This is a genomic window from Frankia sp. R82 (genome assembly GCF_023716925.1).
Classification (GTDB): Bacteria; Actinomycetota; Actinomycetes; order Frankiales; family Frankiaceae; genus Frankia.
Genome location: NZ_JAMQQG010000009.1, coordinates 1 through 18,889, shown reverse-complemented (window position 1 = coordinate 18,889; position 18,889 = coordinate 1). Strand labels below are relative to the sequence as shown.

The following is an 18,889-nucleotide window of genomic DNA, read 5'->3' as shown; positions in this document are numbered from 1 at the left end:
CGCGCGCCCGACCCAGGCCGCACCAACGCCCTGCTCGCCCTCGTCTCGAATCCTCCCATCCGAAAAGAGACAGTCCGTGGTCACAGCGCCGTCCCCGACGCCCTACGCCCCTGGCGCACGCGTACTCATCCGGGACGAGGAATGGCTGGTCCGCAGTGTCGTGCCGACGGACCGGGACGGCTACCTGGTGAAGGTCACCGGGGCATCGGAGTTCGTCCGGGGCCTGGATGCCTCGTTCTTCACCGGGCTGGACGAGGTGCACGCGCTGCTACCCGAGGAGACCGAACTCGTCCACGACGGGTCCGCGCAGTTCCGCCGCAGCCGGCTGTACCTGGAGGCAGTGCTGCGGCGTACACCACTGCCCCGCTCCGAACGGCGCCTGGCTCTGACCGACACGTTCCTGCTTGACTCTCTGGACTATCAGCTTCGCCCAGCCGCCATGGCGCTGAGCGGGCTGGAACCGCGGGTGCTGGTGGCCGACGTCGTGGGGCTGGGCAAGACCCTGGAGATCGGGCTGCTGCTCGGCGAGCTGATTCGGCGCGGCCGGGGCGAGAAGCTGCTCGTGGTCACCCCACAGCACGTACTCGAGCAGTTCCAGCATGAGCTGTGGACCCGGTTCTCCATCCCCCTAGTGCGCCTGGATGCGGTCGGCATCGAGCGGATCCAGCGGGAGATCCCAGCAGGGCGCAATCCGTTCACCTATTTTAAACGGGTGATTGTTTCCGTCGACACGCTCAAGAACGTTGGCATGTACGGCCACCATCTGGAGGACATCCGCTGGGACGCGGTCGTCATCGACGAGTCACACAACCTGATCGGCGCGAACAGCTTGCGCAACCGACTTGCCCGCACGCTGGCCGCGCAGACGGACGCGCTGATCCTCGCCAGCGCGACTCCGCACAACGGCAACAAGCGTTCCTTCGGTGAGCTGATCCGGATGCTCGACCCGGTGGCGATCGCGAACCTGAAGACCTACCAGCGTTCGGACATCGAACACCTTTATATTCGCCGGACGAAGATGTCCTCGGAGGTCCGAGACAAGGTCACCGATGTCTGGGCCGACCGCGGCCCTTCGGAGCGGCTGATCTGTGCGGCCGGCCCGGTGGAGGAACGGGTCTTTGCCGAACTGACCGCCCACTGGGTGCAGGCCCCCGGTGAGGCGACAGACCCGGCTCCAACGGCACCGGGCAGCCCGGGCGCACGCCGTGGCGGTAGGCAGCAGCTATTTCCGTACACCCTAGTGAAGGCGTTTCTGTCCTCGCATCATGCGCTGTTGGAGTCCATCGACCATCGGCTGCGTTCGTCCACCCTGGCGAACAGCGAGAACCAGACCGAAGAACGGGCGCGGCTGGAACGCCTACAGGAACTCGCCGCCGCCATGTCCGACGACGATGCGAGCAAGCTGCGCCACCTGCTGGCGCAGCTGCGCGCGGCCGGGGTCGGGCCGGACTCGCCCACCCGGGTCGTCATCTTCTCCGAACGACTGACCACCCTGCGCTGGCTGGCCCGCGTCGTCCCCGCACTGCTCGACCTGCCGGTGGCGAAGCAGCCCGGCGGGCAGCGTGGCGCCTCGTTCGACCAGGCGTTCAACAATCCTGCAAACCGCGGGGCCGCCCGCATTCTGTACAGCGACCTTTCTGTCGCCGATCAGCAGCGCATTGTCGAGGAGTTCTCCCTCACCCAGGCCTCCGTGCGGTTGTTGTTCACCAGTGACGTGGCCTCCGAAGGCGTGAACCTGCACCGGGCCTGCCACCAGCTCATCCATTACGACGTGCCCTGGAGCCTCATCCGCATCGAGCAGCGCAACGGCCGGATCGACCGTTACGGCCAGCGGCAGCAGCCCCGGTTCGGGGCATTGTTGCTCACGTCGGCGATCCCGCGGTCGCTGGACGACCGGGCGGTTGCCGCCCGACTGCTCGCCGCCGAGGAGGAGGCCTATCGCACCCTGGGTACCGCCGAGGCGGTCACCGGCGAGTATCTGGCCGACCGGGAGGAGCGCCGGTTACTGCAGGACCTGCTCGCCGGCCGCACCGTCGACCAGTCGCTGGCGGCTAGCGCCGCCCGCCGCAGCACGTCCGGCGCACCGTCCGCTTCGGCCAGCGCGGACGCACTCGAACTCGACGACGAGCCGGACGATGCCGCCGAAGCGGACGAGACGGTCGAGGCCGACGATCCGCTTGGGCTGGAGGACGATCCGGACCTCGACGCCCACGCGGCGGACCCTACGCCGCAGCGGTTCAGCCCACCCCGACTGTTCCATGATGTGGCAGCGTTCGTCGACGAGGCGCTGTCCGAGGTCTACGACGGACGGGCGGATACGACAGTCAGCCTGACCCTCGGATTTGCCGCTGCCCGGGGGACGGGCGGGCGGGAGCGGGCAACCTATTTCGCACTCACGGCCCCGGAGGATCTGGAGGCCCGGCTCACCGACCTGCCCCGCTCCTACCTGTCCAGGCTGCGCGACCAGCAGGGCCAGCTCCGGCTGCAGCTGACGGTGGACCGGCAAGAAGCCGAGGCGTCTCTGGCCGCATCCCGCGCGGGCAAGGAGACGCTGTGGCCGGAAAAGGGGTTCCTGACCGACATTCACCCGGTCGTTGACTGGCTGGTCGACAAGGTGCTGGTGCGCCTAGACCGGCAGCAGGCACCGGTGCTCACCGTCCCGGTCGACGAGCCGACGTTCCTGGTTCAGGGCGTCTACTGCAACGCGTTCGGGCAGCCGACCGTCGTCGAGTGGATGGCGCTGGCCGGGCTGCCGGGCCCGGCCAGCTTCCGGCCGATGCACGAGGCGCTGGCCGCGGCCGGCGTCGGCCCGGGGATGACGAACATCCAGGCTGCCCTGGACCTCGCGCCGTTGCAGGCACTCGTACCGGCGGCGGTCGCAGCCGCCCGCGCCCACCTTGAGCGCCAGCGGGTCGACTGGGACGAGCACATCGCCGAGCCGCTGCGCGCCTACCTCACCCGCCTGGACACCTGGGTGACCCGCAGTCTGCCCGGCAGCACCGACCAGGCAGTCGCGGCGCTGACAAAACGAGCGCGGTTCGTCCGCGAGACCGAGAACCGGCAGCGCGAGCTGGTGGAGCGGCTGCACACCATCGGCGAGCCGATGCTGCGCGTCCTCGCCGTCCTCGCACCGACACCGGGGGGTGCCCGATGAGTTTCGACGCTCTTACCAACCGCGGTGAGTACTTCTCGCCGTATTTCATCGAGGAAATCCTGCCCGGGGAGATCCGCAAGAACATCTCGACCCGCTGGGCCGAGCGGGAGAAGGCCGCACAGGCCCTGGAGTCACCAGAGCACGAGCAGACGACTCCGACGCTTGTCCTGCCCGCAGGTGGCGCGAACCTGCTGGGTTCCATCGGGCCGGAACTGGGAGCGATCCTGGTCGACTCGCCGGCCGCCAGGCTCGACACAGAACCGGCCGGCTTCGCGACCGCGGTGACGCCCCGCGCCGGGTTGCGGGAGTTTCGCCGGTACTACTACGAACGCAAAAGCGATCTCCTCGCGCTCGACCCGGACGACGACGCCGTCAAGCGGGCCGAGGTGCTGCAGGTGCTGCACGACGGTGTCCTCGGTGCCCTCGGTTTCCCGACGCACCGGTACACCAGAACGGTGATCCACGGCGGGGTGGAGGTTGCCGTGCCGCTGGCCGCCGACGTCCACGGGGTCTGGGCAGTGGAGTGCGGCTGGGCCACCGAGGCCGACGCAGCGGTCGACCTGGCGGGCGCCGGCCGGCTGCTTCACCCGGTCGTGCTTGGCCCGCGCGAGATGGTCACCTCCGGGATACGGCTGGCCTCGCACCTGTTCGTCGTCGAGGAGCCGCCCCGCTACGTGCTGCTGCTCGCTGGCGGCGTCGTGATCCTCGCCGACCGGCGGACCTGGGGTGAGGGCCGCTACTTGGCCGCAAGTCTGGATACGGCGTTCAGCCGCCACGACGCAAAACCGGGCGGCGAGATCGACGTGATCGCCGCTCTGTTCGGCGCGGATGCCTTGTGCCCACCGGAAACCGGCGGTGCCGAACCACTCGCCGACCTGCTCTCCGGCTCGCGGAAGCAGGCCGTCGGCGTCACCGCGGAGCTGCGTGTCGGCCTGCAGGAATCGGTCGAGCTGATCGCGAACGAGGTACTAGCGCGCCTGGCCGAGGCCGGTGTGCGACCGGAGCAGATCGACGACCTGACATCCCTGGGCGACCGACTGACCCGGGAGGCGCTTCGCTACCTTTACCGGATCCTCGTGCTGCTCTACGCCGAGGCCCGCCCCGAACTCGGCATGCTCCCCGTCGACCATCCCGAATACGCCGAGGGCTACAGCCTCGCGCGGCTTGGTGACCTGGCTGCCCGCCGCCCACCAACGAGCCCGGCGGCCCGCACCGGCACCCACCTGTTCGACTCGCTGAACTTGCTCTTCAAGGCCGTCAACGAGGGCTACCACGCCCACGGCACCAGCCAGCCTGCCAATTCCTCCCTCGCAGCCGCTACCGCTGTCGACAGCGGCTCCGACAGCGATGGCAGCGCCGCCGGCGGGCGGCCCAGCGAGCGTGAGGGCATCCGGTTCGAAGCACTACGCTCCGACCTGTTCGAACCCTCCTCCATCACCCTCATCGGCCAGTCCCTGTCCTGGCCCGAGAACGACGACGAGGACGGGACGGCGCCCGCCGGCCGCGCCGCGATCCTCGACACCCGCCTGCGCAACGACGTGCTGTACGCGATTCTGCGCCGCCTAATGATCACAAAGGGTGGTCGGCGGACCCGCGGTGGTGCCCGGCGGCGAGGCGGGTTCATCTCCTACCGGCAGCTCGGCATCCCCCAGCTCGGCGCAGTCTACGAGGGCCTTATGTCCTACACCGGCTTTATTGCTGGTGAGGCGCTCTACGAAGTTGCCAAGGGCGGCGATCCCAAGGACGGCAGTTGGACCGTTCCCACCTCACGTGCCGACGAGTACCCGCCCGAGGTGTTCGTCCACGAGGTGGACGAGGACGGCCACCGCACCGACCGGCGCCGCCGCTACCCCGCCGGCTCGTTCGTCTATCGCCTATCCGGGCGCGACCGACAGACCTCCGCCTCGTACTACACCCCCCAGTCGTTGACCGAGGTCACCGTCCAGCTGGCGCTGCAATACCGGATCAAGGAGGCCGGACCGGACTTCAAGGCCCGGGAGATGCTCGACTGGACGATCTGCGAGCCGGCCCTCGGCTCTGGTGCGTTCCTCAACGAGGCCATCAACCAGGTCGCGGCCGAGTACCTGAGCCGCCGCCAAGAGGAGAAGCGCGCCGACGGTACGCTCGACGAGCCGCTCGACCCGGAGCGCTACGCCGTCGAACTGCAGAAGGTCAAGGCGTACATCGCTCTGCACAACAGCTACGGCGTCGACCTGAACCCGACCGCCATCGAACTCGCTGACGTCTCCCTCTGGCTGAACGTCATGCATGCGGGCCTGCAGGCCCCCTGGTTCGGCCTGCACCTGCGCCGCGGTAACTCCCTCGTCGGCGCCGGCCGCCGCTACTACACCCAGGACACCCTCGCCGACCGCTCCTGGCTAACAAGCGCCCCCGTCGACCATCCCTTCCGCGACGGCGACCTACCGAAGGACGCCATCCACCACTTCCTGCTCCCGGCTGCCGGCTGGGGCGCGGTCGCCGCCGAAAAGGAAGCCAAGGACCTGGCGGAGGTCGACGCCAAAAAACTCGCCGCCTGGCGCCGCGTCATCACCAAGGCCCCCACGACGAAAGCCGCAAAGGGCAAGCCCAACCAGGCGGCAATACTCGCTGCGCTCACCCGGCGCGCCGAGTATTTGTGGACCCTCGTCCAGCAGCGCCTCGCCCTGTCCGAGGCTGAGATCCGCCGCCAGATCGACGTCTGGGGCGCCGAGGACCTGCCCGAGGTCCGCGACGTCGTTCCCCGCGCCAAGATCCTCGCCGACCTCGAGGCCCCTGGCACGCCCTACTGGCGCTTGAAAAAGCTGATGGACACCTGGTGCGCCCTCTGGTTCTGGCCCGTCGACAGCGCCTCCCTGCTGGACGGCACCGCCCCTGACTACCAACGCACATTCCTGCGTGTCACAAATGCCGCCGCGCCTGCTCGCATCCAGCCGACCCCAATTCCAGCCCCAGCACTCGAGGCGGTTTCGCCCCGCACCTGGGAGACGGCCTCCATGTTCGGCGACGACGGCACCATCGAAAACGCCGCTCTCATCGCACCCGAGGCCGGAACCACAAGCCCCGCCGGCAAGCGGCAAGGAAACCAGTCGGCCCGGCCCGCCGAACGGCTCCGTGGTCCCTTCCCGCTTGCTAACCTGGACGACTGGATCCGCTTCGCCACCGCCCTGATCGGCACCGCAGACGTCGGACAGAACACCTTCGCCACCCACTTCTCCACCCTCGACGAGCTCGAAACCCACGAAGAAGACCTAGCCACCTGGCTCGGCCAGGAGGCCTGGCACCGCCTGGCCGAACTCTTCCCCTGGCTCGACACCGTCGAGACTGCTGCCAACCAACACGGCTTTTTCCACTGGGAAGTCGAATTTTCCGCAGCTTTCGCCGACGGAGGTTTCGACTTGCAGGTAGGAAACCCACCATGGGTTCGCCCGAACTGGCATGAAAGCTCAATATACGCCGAGGCGGACCCATGGTTTGCGCTGTCCCGCGGCACCCAAACCGACGAGTGGAAAGTCCGCCGGGAAGGGATTTTTGGCATTTCAAAATGGCACAAAATGGTCATTCATGAACTTACCGCAAATGCAGGATTTGATAGATTTCTTAGCGATGTCACCAATTATCCTCTTCTTGCAGGGACACAGCCAGACCTCTATCGCGGATTTATGTGCCGCGCCTGGCTACACGCCAAGCCGACCGGGACTGTGGGAATGATCCATCCAGACTCCCATCTTGACGGTGTCCGAGAAAAAAGAATACGCAAAGAGGCATTTCCTCGCCTACGCGCGCACGCACATTTTGTTAACGTGGCAAACTGGGCTTTTGCGGATCTGAGCCGCACACAGGAGTTCGGCCTACACATTTACGGACCGCCACAATCAATCAATTTTATGCACGCAGCGTGGATTTTCGATGCCTCAGTACTATCGGGCTCACTCATTCATGACAACAATGGCCCTGCGCCAGGTATCAAACACAATGGATCGTGGGATTTAAGACCACACCGACAACGAATTATCGTTGTCAACCACGAAGTTCTCCGAGAATGGCAACTTATAACAGGAGAATCCGCAGGAGATATATTTTCTGCCCGCGTTCTCTACCTCGTTGGAGAAGAAGAGCGATCTGCAATATCCGCCCTCGCCGCATGGAAGATCCGACTCGGAGATCTTCCAATGATAAGCCCCGGATACCATGAGACCGGAGCGCAAAAGAGGGGAATAATTAGAAAAGACACCGGAGCGCGCGAACAGTGGAGAGATGTAATTCTACGCGGCCCTCAAATTGCCGTTGGAACTCCAATCGCCAAACAGCCACCGGCATTGGGATCTCACGACGAGTCAACCGATTTGACGCGCATCTCAAACGACTTTGTTCCCGCGAGTGACTTCACCAGAAACTGCCCCGAAAAGCGGTATTTTGAAACGCAGGATATTTGGGCTGGACGGCCGTACACGAGCTACTACAGGCTAGCTTGGCGGCGCCGGATCGCAACTAACGGAGAAAGGTCACTTTTTGCCGCTATTCTGCCCCCAGGGCCGGCCCACGTGGACTCAATCCACTCACTTACACTTCCAACCAAGAAGCAGCTTGTACTGGCCGCCGGATTCTGGAGTGCTCTTCCACTCGACTATTTGATGCGCGCAAGCGGGCGCGGAGACCTAAGAAGCTCCGACGTAAGGGTTATGCCGACCGGCGAGTCCGAACACCCTCTAATGACGTCTCTCCTACTACGGACTCTTCGACTGAACTGCCTTACCGAGGCCTACGAAGAGCTATGGCATGAGGTCTACGATCCAGTTTGGAAAAATTCTGATAAATGGGCAATAGATTGGCCAAAAATGGCGCCCCTAGAGCGTGTCGACCAGGAATGGAGTCGACTAACTCCATTGCGATCGGAATACGCAAGAAGGGCGGCACTAGTTGAACTCGATGCCTTGGTCTCCGTATGGCTCGGGATATCCGCCGACGCGCTGGCGGCAATCTACAAGTCGCGATTTCCGCAAATTTTTGACTATGAATCCGAAATGTTTTTTGATGCTCATGGGCGGAAAATTTCCGCAAACTTCAATTCCTTTGGCCATGGGCAGATAAAGCAAGACTGGATCGATCTTCAAGCGCATTTTAAGTCCCCACATTCAAAGGTGCCATCCGGCTATTCGCCTCCCTTTTACAAAGCCGACCGAGAGAATGAGATGCGAGCGGCACATGCCGTCTTCTCGAAACGTTTGGAGGCGTCACGAGAAGAGGGATGGCGGGAAACCTCGAGCGGCTGGATGAATCCAGTAGTAGACCGAGGGACTGATACGCCAGCTACCGCGCAGCCAGAGCCCAGCCGATGAGGCCGACGGTTGCGGCGGATGAGCTGCGAAAGACGTTGACGCAGTATCTGACGACGACGTTCGCACTGGCCGACTCGGCGGAGCAGGCGGCGCTCGCCTCGTTCCTCGACGATCCGGAGTACGGCATCTACCGGGGCCCCTACCTACGGGTCCGCACACCGTTTCGGGTGGCAGCCGAAGGCTGGCGGAAGCATCTCGCCTGGGCGCCGGACGGGTGGACACCATATGCGCACCAGGCGACGGCGTTCGCACGGCTGTCGACGAAGAGTGGCACAGCGAAGCCGACCGTGGTGACCACGGGTACCGGCTCGGGCAAGACCGAGGCGTTTCTGATGCCGATCCTCGATCACTGCCGACGGGCTCGCGCCGAAGGCCAGTCGGGGGTGAAGGCGCTGCTGCTGTATCCGATGAACGCGCTCGCCACCGACCAGGCCGGTCGTCTCAATGCCTTCCTGCAGGATCCGGCGCTGGCCGAGGTCACCGCCGGCCTTTACATCGGCGAAGGCCCGGCGCAGTCCTACCCGCGGGTGATGACGGACCGGGGCGAGATCCGCCGCACCGTGCCGGACATTCTGATCACGAACTACAAGATGCTCGACCTGCTGCTGCAGCGCCCGGAGGACGTGCCGTTGTGGGAGAACAACAGCCTCGCCTACGTGGTACTCGACGAGTTCCACACCTATGACGGCGCGCAAGGTACCGACGTCGCGATGCTGCTGCGCCGGCTCGGCGCGGTCACCGGAGTCTCCCGGCCCGGCCAGCCGCTGGGTACGGTCTGCCCGGTCGCCACCTCGGCGACGCTGGGATCCGGCTCGCTGGACGAGGACACGACGGGCGCGATCCGGGCGGTGGCCACGGAGGTGTTCGGCGTCGGGTTCGATGAGGGTTCGGTGATCGGAGAGGATCGGCTTGCTCCGGCCGAGGTGCTGGGCGAGCCCGATGCCACGCTGAACGAGCCGACGCCGGCCGTGCTCGCCGCGCTGCAGATCAACGGAGACAACCCCGCCTCGACCCGGATTCTTGCCGAGGCTATCCTCGGCCCCGGGCTACGCGACGCTGACCTGCGCCCGGCTGCGCTGGGCGCCCAGCTGCGCCGCCACAAGCTGACTCGGGCGGTGCTGAACCTGCTCGGTGGTGAGCCGCGCACCGCACAGGAGGCGCTGGAAGGCTTCGCCCGAGAGGACCTGCGCGACTGGAGTGTCGCGGTGGCCACCCAACCGGCAGTCGCGGCCGCGGGCCTGGCACGGTTTATCGCCCTGCTGTCGGTGGCCCGCGATCCCAACGATGCACGCCGTCCGCTGGTCACCGTCGAGACGCATCTGTGGGCGCGGGCCGTCTCCCGGCTGTTGCGCGCGGTCGGCCCCCAGCCGGCGTTCGCCTGGGAGGGCGAGCAGCGCCCCGCACCAGTTCCCACGCTCGACCTCACGGCCGCCACCGAACCAGGCGGTCATTCTCAAGCCGCACTGACCCCGGGTGACGGCGACGGGCATCCACAAGAGGACCCGCTCGGTCTGGACACGAGCGAGCACGGTGCGGCCTGGATGGTCGCGGACAGCGGGCAGCCGATGCTGCCCGCGGTGTACTGCCGCCACTGCGGTCGCTCGGGCTGGGCGGCGCTGTCCCCCGAACGTGAACCACAGGAGTTGGAATCGACCGCGGCGAAGGTCTACCGGGCCAGTGTCGGTCGGGACAAACGACGGGTGCGGGCGCTGATTCGGGCGACCGAACAGGAGATCGGTGTGCCGGCGGGTAGTCCGCTGATGATGCTCGATGTCTCCGGCACAAAGCTGCACATCTTCGATCCGGCCTCGGACCAGGCGGGGATTCCCGTCCTGTGCGCACTGGACGATTCGGTCGGGGCGGAGGCGGACCGCTGCCCGGCGTGCGGGCTGGAACAGGGCATCCGCTATCTGGGGGCGGGGCTTGCCGCCCTCGCGTCGGTGGCGGTCAGCCAGTTGTTCACCGGCGGTGAGCTACCGGACCGGACATCCCAGCGGACGTTGTTGTTCAACGATTCGGTGCAGGATGCGGCGCACCGGGCCGGGTTCGTCGCGGCGCGGGCGTTCACGTTCTCGCTGCGCGCGCTGCTGGCCGCGCAGCTCACCGATACCATGCCGGTCGCGCTGAACGACCTGATCGCCGATCTCATCGACGCCTCCGGCGACCGGGAGATCCTGGCTGCGATCGTCCCACCGGAACTGCACGACGTCGACGATGTGGACGCATTGCTCGCTGGCCGGGAACGTGGGCGGCGGCCCACTTGGCGGCTGCTCGGCAACCGGCTCGGGTTCGCCACCGTCCTGGAGTTCGGGCTGCGTTCCCGCAACGGGCGCACGCTGGAACTGACCCGCACCGTGGCCGCCGAGGCTGCCCTGCCGCAGCTCACGATGGCCCGTGCGCTGGCCCGGGACACGCTGCTGCAGGCGCAGGTCCAGGCGCTGGACCACGGCGACCTCACCGACGCCCGCCTCGACGCCTACCTGCGGGGTTTGGTGGAGCGGCTGCGACTCCGGGGTGGTGTTAACCACGAGTGGCTCGGCCGGTACCTGGACGAGGCCGGACGGCGCTACCGGATCTGGGGCGGTCGCCCGGACGGCATGCCCGCCTTTCCTCGCGGTCTTGCCGCACCGGCGTTCCTGATGACCGCGCCGCGCCCGCGTACCCAGTTCGACGTGCTGTCCAACACTGGCAACTGGTATCAGGACTGGACCACGCGCTGCCTCGGCCTACCACGCGACCAGGCAGCGGACTACCTGCGGGTGCTCCTGCCACGGCTCGCCGACGTGGGTGTGCTGGCCCGGCGGGTCATCATCCGCCCCACCGGCAATGGGCGCGTGGGTGGCCGGAGTCGAGGCCGCGCGGGATCGACCCCGGCCGCCGGCATCACCGTCTATGGCCTGCAACCAGGACATCTGCAGATCATGCGGCTCGATGATGACGACGCGGTCGAAGCCGGTGTGCGCTGTGACGCATGCTCCTGGACGCAGACCGTGCCACCGGCCCGGGTCGCCGGCTGGACCGGCCAGCCCTGCCAGCGCTACCGCTGCCCGGGCCGGCTGCGACCCGCACCACTGCCCCGCGCGGCGGGTGACTACTATCGACGGCTCTACCGCGACGGCGGCCCGTTCCGGGTGGTGACCGCCGAGCACACCGGCCTGCTGACCCGCGAGCAGCGGGAGACTGTCGAACACGACTTCCGCCGCGGTACGACCTACACCGATCCGAACGTGCTGTCCTGCACGCCGACGCTGGAGCTGGGCATCGACATCGGTGCGCTGTCGACCGTGCTGCTCGCGTCACTGCCGACCGGGCCGGCGAACTACGTCCAACGTGCCGGCCGGGCGGGACGGGCCAGCGGCAACGCGTTCATCCTCACCCTGCTCGAACGCGGGGAGCGGGAACAGTACTACCTTGCCGAACCGCGGGACATGATCGCCGGTGAGATCGCGCCGCCCGGGACCTATCTGTCGGCGATCGAACTGCTGCGCCGCCAGTACACCGCCCATCTGATCGATCTGGCCGCCCGGGAGCGACTCCCCGGCGCCCGGCCACTGCCGCGGGTCACCGGCGCGCTGTTCGGTCCGGACGGCTGGCTGACCGAGTTCGTCACCGCAGGTCTGCGGGCTGGTCCGACGCAGGTCGACATCTTCCTCGCCCTGTTCGGCGTTCCTCCGGCCGACCAATACGTCAGTGACGCTGCGGCGGCCGATCTGCGCGCCTACGCGCGGGCGGGCCTCTCCGACGCGGCGCGCACGGCCGAACGGCTGTGGGAGACCCGGATCGCCGGGCTACGCGACCGGCTCGACGCGATCGACCGTGCCCGCGACGCGCTGCTGCGCTCCGATGAGGAGCAGCGCCGCGATCTGCGCTCGCTGTCCGCGCAGCGACGCGCCCTCGCGAAACTCGCCGGTGAGCTCTCCCGCCGATCCGCGCACACGACCCTCGTCGAGCTCGGCCTGCTGCCGAACTACGCCCTGTTCGACGGATCGACGATCCTGGAGGCCACGCTCACCGGCGAGCAGGACGGCCCGGACGGCGAACGCCTCTACAGCAGCGAGGTCCGCGAGTACGCCCGTCCCGTGAGCCAGGCGCTCACCGAGATCGCCCCGGGCAACACCTACTACGTGCGCGGTTTCGCCCATCGGATCACCGGGCTGGACATCGGCCCGCGGGCCCGTCCGGCCTGGGAGTTCTGGCGGATCTGCCCCGCCTGCGGCTACGTTCGCACCCCTCGTGAGAGCGCGCTGGCCGCGGCCTCGAACACGGGCACCACCGGCGCGGGTTCCGACGCCAGTCCCGCGCAGGTGGCCGACGACGCGAGCCCGTGTGATCGGTGCCAGCATGCCGGGATCGGCGATGCCGGGGCGCGGTTCGCGGTGCTGCGGCCGACCCGGGTTACCGCGGTCGACCGGCGCGACGACGTCCGCATCCGCGACGACCTTGATGACCGGGACAGCCGCGCCTATACGACCGTCACCACCGTCGACATCGACCCGGCCCGCATCGCCCGCTCCTGGCGGCATTCCCACGCCACGTTCGGGGTCGACTACGCCCGCTCGGCGGTCATCCGCACCTTCAACCTGGGCGCGAGCCGCGTCGACCGGACGGCCACCGACATGTTCGCCGGCGAGCCGGTCAGCCTCAACCCGTTTCACGTCTGCGTCGACTGCGGCGGAACCAGCGTGGACGGTCCCCCGACCACCCATGCGGGCGGTGGCTTCGGCCAGCCGGTCCTGCCCGATGCGTTCGGTAACGGGACTGCAGGCGCAGAACGTTCCGAGTCCGCGGACGAGCTACGCGGGCACGAACATCATCGGCTGTGGTGCCGCCACCGGCGTTCGCCCCTGGCCGCCACCCACCAGTCGCTGCTGCTGGCCAACGAGCTGCACACCGAGGCAGTACGGATCCTCGTCCCGGCTCTCACCACGTCGATCACCACCCGGCGGCACTCCTTCGCGGCGGCGCTGCGGCTCGGGATCGCCCGGCAGTATAGCGGCAGTCCCGACCATCTGCGGCTGACCGCGGCCGTCATGCCGGATGCGACCACCGGGCACTCCCGGCAGTTCCTCGTCCTGTACGACAGCCAGCCCGGCGGCACCGGCTACCTGCACCGGCTGGCCGATCCAGCCAGCTTCCACGCGGTGCTCACCACCGCGCTGACTGCCATCGAGACGTGTGCCTGCGTCGACGCCGGCCGGGCGGGCTGCCCCCGCTGCCTGCTGCGGTATGCCCGCGGCGACGAATTCGCCCAGATCCAGCGACAGGAAGCGATCGCGGTGCTACGCGAGCTGCTGGACGGCTGGGCGGTGACCGACAGCGCACCCACCGATCAGATGTCGCTCGTCCAGCTGGTGGAAAGCGAACTGGAGGCCCGTTTCCTCGGCGGCCTGCGAGCCTGGGGTACCCGCCCGGACACCGCCGGCAGCGTCACCACCGGAGCCGACCCGGCTGGTGACGGCCGGGTCGCCGAACTGCGCCTGAGCGGTCCGGACGGCACCATCACCCACTGGCGGATGCGGCTGCAGCACACCGTCCAGGGCACCCGCCCAGATGTGCATTTCACCCGGCTCGATGGCCCACCGACCGAGGTCGCGGTCTACCTCGACGGCTTCCGCTACCACGCCAGCACCGAACACAACCGGCTCGCCGACGATGCCGACAAACGCGCCCGCCTACGCGCCCACGGCCTGCGGGTCTTCCAGCTGACATGGTGGGACGTCGAGGAATGGCGCACCCGCGAGCCCGGCGCGCCACCGACTGTCCGCCCGCCTTACCAGGGCCTCGCCCAAGGCGTGGCACACAACTACTACCGGCAGGTGAGCGACCCGCCGCGGCCCGCCGACGACCTGGATCGCCATGCCTGGACCAACCCGGTCGATCAGCTGCTCGCCTACCTCGCCGACCCGAACGCGCGGCTGTGGCGGCGCCGCGCGGAGGCTGCACTGGGTGGCCTGCTAAAAACCCCGGGCAACGCTCGGATCCGCACCGATCCCCCTGGTGTTCCGGCCGCCGTAACGGCAGCCCTTCGTGGCCTGCCGCTACCCGCATCGCGAACCGGCGGAAAGATCTCCGTGGTGCGTGCGCGGGACGACGCCGGCTGCCCGATCACCGTGCTCATCGATACCAGGACAGGGGGTTTGCCCGAACGCGTCTTCTCCGCGCTGGTCTTAATCGACGACCGACCTGAGACGGTGGCCGCCGACCACGGCTCCGCCGGTGTGGGGCTGGGCCTCGACGAGTGGGGAGGCGACGGGGAGCCGGGTAGCGCAGATCCCGCGGGAAACGACTCCTCGCACCGGCGCCGGTGGCGGTCCTGGCTTGCCTGGACGAACCTGATCCAGTTCCTCGACGACGGCGGCGGCGACGCCCTACAACTCACCGTGACCGGGATGGACGACGTCGACCCATCCCTGCTCGCCGCGGCCGACGGCGGCGGCCTCGCCGAGGTCCGGGCCAGGCAGCCGCTGGATTCGGAGACGTCCACCTGGCTTGGCCGACCGCCGCTGCCCGAGAGGTCCACCGCGCGGTTGGACGCACCCACGGCCGTCGGCGAACGCTGGCGAGAGGTGCTGGCCTATCTGCTCCCCGACGAACCCGGCCTGGTGGACCTGGTGCGTGGTCTGGTGGCACTGGATGGCCCGCACGGACCGGAGGCGGTGCCTCGCCTGGCCCTTCCGACCCCCGGATTTGAGCTCGGCGATGCCGCCTGGCAGGCGGAGCTGGCCTGGCCGGCGGCCCGCGTCGGTGTCGTGCTCGCCCCAGCCGGCGCCGACGACCAGGAAGCCGCCGGGCGGGATCACGCCTATCGATCGGCTGGCTGGGACGTCCGCCCGCCCGGTGCCTGGACACCCACCGAACTCGCCCGCCGGATCGGTACCCCCAACACCCCAGCGGCCGACACCATGGCAGCCACCACCGACAGGGGAGCACGGTGAACACTCAGGGCCGGGTCACCCTTCGCATTCTCGAACGGGCCGACAAGGAGATTCTCGCGCTGCCCCGGGTCGTCAAGGGTGCGGTCTACGAGTTCCAGTCGAAGTTCCGCGCCGATCCGCAGCATCCATCGCTGCGCTTCAAACAACTCAAGGGAAGCCGGCTGTGCTCCGCGCGTGTCGGTCAGGACCATCGAGCGCTCCTGCTGCACGCCGGTAACTCCGACTATCTGCTGGTCTCGGTGAAGGACCGTAAGGATGCCTATGACGATCTGACCCGCTACAGCTATGAGATCAACCAGGTGACTGGCGGCATCGAGGTCATCGACCTGTCCGCCGTTACCAACAGTCTCGCTGGCCGCATGCTCGCCGCCGCAGAGCCCGGATCAACGCCGGCTCCGGCCCACTCCCCCGCTCCCGACCAGGTGCCCGCTCCCGCCGAGAGGCTGTTCTCCGGTCTGGACGACCAGACGTTGCTCGACCTCGGGGTCGCCGCCACGCTGCTTCCGTCGGTCCGCACCTTGCGCACCGAGGAGCAGCTGCTCCAGTTCGTCGAGTGCGTTCCGCAGCTGACCTCGGATGTCCTGATCGCGCTGCACGACGGTAAGAGTGTCGACGAGGTCCTGGACATCGTCACTCGGCCGGTGGCGGCACCGGGCCTCGTCGACCGGGAGGACTTCGCGACCGCCGTGGGCCGCCCGTCCACCCCGGTGACCTCCGACGACGAGGCGCTGCGCGCCATCCTCGCCGAATCCTTCGCCCGGTGGCAGGTGTTCCTGCACCCGACCCAGCACCGACTCGCGCACACCACCTACAGCGGCCCGGCGCGCGTCAGCGGCGGGCCGGGCACCGGCAAGACGATCGTCGCCCTGCACCGCGCTCGACATCTCATCACGCACCTGCCCTCGGGCAGCAACGGTAAGCCGATCCTGTTCACCACGTTCAACCGGAACCTCGCCGGCGATCTGCGGGCGCGGCTGCTGGAACTCGCCGGACCGGAACACACCGCGCGCGTGGACATCATCAACATCGATAGCCTGGCTGCCCGGGTGGTCTCGGAGGCCGACGACGCCCGACGTCGCACCATCGGCCAGGACGCCGAGATCAGGGAATGGTCGGCGATGCTACTCGAGCTCGGCGAGACCCGGTGGAGCGCGGAGTTCCTCGCCGCCGAGTGGTCGCAGGTGATCCTCGGCCAGGTCCTGCGGTCCCGGGCCGACTATTTTCGGGCCCGCCGTCCTGGCCGCGGCCGACAGCTCGCCCGCCAGGACCGCGATGCCATCTGGCAGCTCATCGAACGTTTCACCAAACGGCTTGCCGACCGGGGGGTCTGGACCTGGCAGCAGGTCGCTGAACGCGCCGCTGAGCTGGAGATGGCCCGGGCTGCCCGGGCCGCCCGCAGCGGCGACACCGCCAGCAGCGAATCCGGCGCATCGATTCCGCGCTACCGCTACCGGCATGTGATCGTCGACGAGGCGCAGGATCTCAGCCCGGCGCACTGGAAGCTCCTACGCGCCATGGTCCCACCCGGTGTCGACGACCTGTTTCTCGTCGGCGACACCCACCAGCGGATCTATGACAACGTCGTCAGTCTGGGTAGCCTCGGCGTGAACATCCGCGGCCGGTCGCATCGGCTAACCCTCAGCTACCGGACCACCCGTCAGATTCTCGGCGTCGCTCTGGATCTTCTACACGGCGAAAGCTACGACAATCTCGATGACGGAGCCGAGAACCTCGCCGGCTACCGCAGCCTTCTCAACGGCGACCAGCCCCTGTTCATCGGTCGCACCACCTGGTCCGACGAACAGCGCACCATCAGTGCGCAGATCCGCACCTGGCTCGACGTCCCGCAACCCACCCATCGCACGTCTACCAGTGGCCAGCTCGCCGTCTGCGTCCCCACCCGAGCGCTTGCCGCCGATGTCCTGGCCACCCTCCAAGCTGACGGCATCAGCGCGGCGGAGATCGGCCCCGACGGCCCGCCCGTGGGCGGAGACACCGCGGCCGTCCACGTGGGCACGATGCACCGGTTCAAAGGGCTCGAATACCGCCAGATCATCATTGCCGGCGCCGCCCACGGGCTCATTCCCCGGGGCTTCCTCGACCGCCTGCAGGACTCCGACCCCCATCGCTACCAGCGCGAGCGCCGCAAGGACCGCTCCCTGCTTTTCGTCGCTGCGACCCGAGCCCGAGATGCTCTCCTGGTCACCTGGCATGCAGCCCCGAGCCCCTTCATCCCTACCCGTTACGTCGAAGGGCAGCATTAGGACGGCTCATCCTCTCGTCGCGCGACCACGTCATCGCGATCAGGTCACCCGTAGTCCGACCCGAAACCCGCGCCCGCTATGCTCAGCATGCGCCACCTTGAACAGACGCGAAGCTACGGGGGAGCTTTGATAACTATTAAATATGGTCGGCTTTCATGAGCGGCCAGACGAGGATTCGGTCGATATTCCAATGGGTATCGCGCCATCCTCGCTGGACTGCTACCATCACCGCCCTACTCATTATCGGTATCATAGTGGGACAGAATGGTAACGAAGAAGCATCGGGCACTGGATTCGCGGACCTCACCGCACAGCCGGCCGGAACCCAGTCATCGAGTTCACCAAGGATGCCAAATCTTGTCGGCATGAGGCTCGGCGAAGTCAAGAATTCCGCCCCTCACGGTTATACGACTCAAGATCTCTCACCACGCGGCCGGGGCGTCTGGCTGACGAGCAACTGGACGGTGGCAGCAACAGTACCAGCACCTGGATTTCCTGTTTCGAGCACCGAAAGTGTGCGTCTCTACTATCTTCGGAACGACGAGTACACCTGGTTTCAGCAGCACTCGACGATGCCAGAACTACCCCTTGGCACACCCGGAGATAACATCCCCCAGCTCGAAGGCATCCGCGAACTCATCGATTACCGTTCAGTCCCAACTGAAAGCACACCCAGCACAGAAACCGCGTCCCAACCTACCAGCACACCCAGCACTCAGCCGGCATCAGGGGCGACAGAAAAATCTGCCGATCCATCAATTGAACCGGCATCTGAACGCGCCTCTCGGGAAGTTCTCGCGGCCACAACTTACACGTCAACCGCTACCGTGGCAGACAGTTTCCCTCGGCCAGGCGAGCACGTTCGGACCGGCCGCCTGATCACCGTCGTCCTCAAGCCAACACCTCAGCCCACCTACACGGCATCCGCCGACCCGCCGGCGGGAACATACGACAGCGGATCGTCGGGACTGAATGACAACGAGAGCCATCATGTCAGCGGTGGCTACATTCCGGGGCATCATTGCCGGAGAAAATGGTGCTGATACCGGCTGGCCTGTAGCGTGCGGCATGGGCGTGGCCGAACGAGGATCTGGAGGACGGCGACGATGGCTGAGCGGGCGGACTAGGCCGTTTCTCGTGGATCTTTGAGCCAGATGAAGATCGCGGCGATGGTGAGTTCGTTGCGGTAGTAGTGGGCGC

General features: G+C 67.3%; 5 protein-coding genes. All 5 read left to right on the top strand.

Features of this window, described 5'->3' with window-relative positions; all coding sequences use genetic code 11:
• Positions 1 to 76 precede the first annotated feature (76 nt).
• The gene (locus tag ND747_RS03440; protein ID WP_251731716.1) at positions 77 to 3,154 is read left to right on the top strand and encodes a DEAD/DEAH box helicase; all 3,078 of its coding nucleotides are present in this window, start codon (positions 77 to 79) and stop codon (positions 3,152 to 3,154) included.
• A complete protein-coding gene (locus ND747_RS03435) occupies positions 3,151 to 8,490 on the top strand; it encodes a hypothetical protein (protein WP_251731714.1) in 5,340 nt (1,779 codons plus the stop codon). Before ND747_RS03440 ends, ND747_RS03435 begins: the two co-directional genes overlap by 4 nt.
• A gap of 35 nt (positions 8,491 to 8,525) precedes the next feature.
• Positions 8,526 to 15,425 (top strand): DEAD/DEAH box helicase, encoded by a 6,900-nt coding sequence (locus ND747_RS03430; RefSeq protein WP_251731713.1) that lies wholly within the window; start codon positions 8,526 to 8,528, stop codon positions 15,423 to 15,425.
• Positions 15,422 to 17,689: a UvrD-helicase domain-containing protein gene (locus ND747_RS03425; protein WP_251731711.1), complete on the top strand. Its 2,268-nt coding sequence runs from the start codon at positions 15,422 to 15,424 to the stop codon at positions 17,687 to 17,689. The genes ND747_RS03430 and ND747_RS03425 overlap by 4 nt, the downstream gene beginning before the upstream one ends.
• A 155-nt stretch (positions 17,690 to 17,844) precedes the next feature.
• Positions 17,845 to 18,732 (top strand): hypothetical protein, encoded by an 888-nt coding sequence (locus ND747_RS03420; RefSeq protein WP_251731709.1) that lies wholly within the window; start codon positions 17,845 to 17,847, stop codon positions 18,730 to 18,732.
• The last annotated feature ends 157 nt before the right edge of the window (positions 18,733 to 18,889 follow it).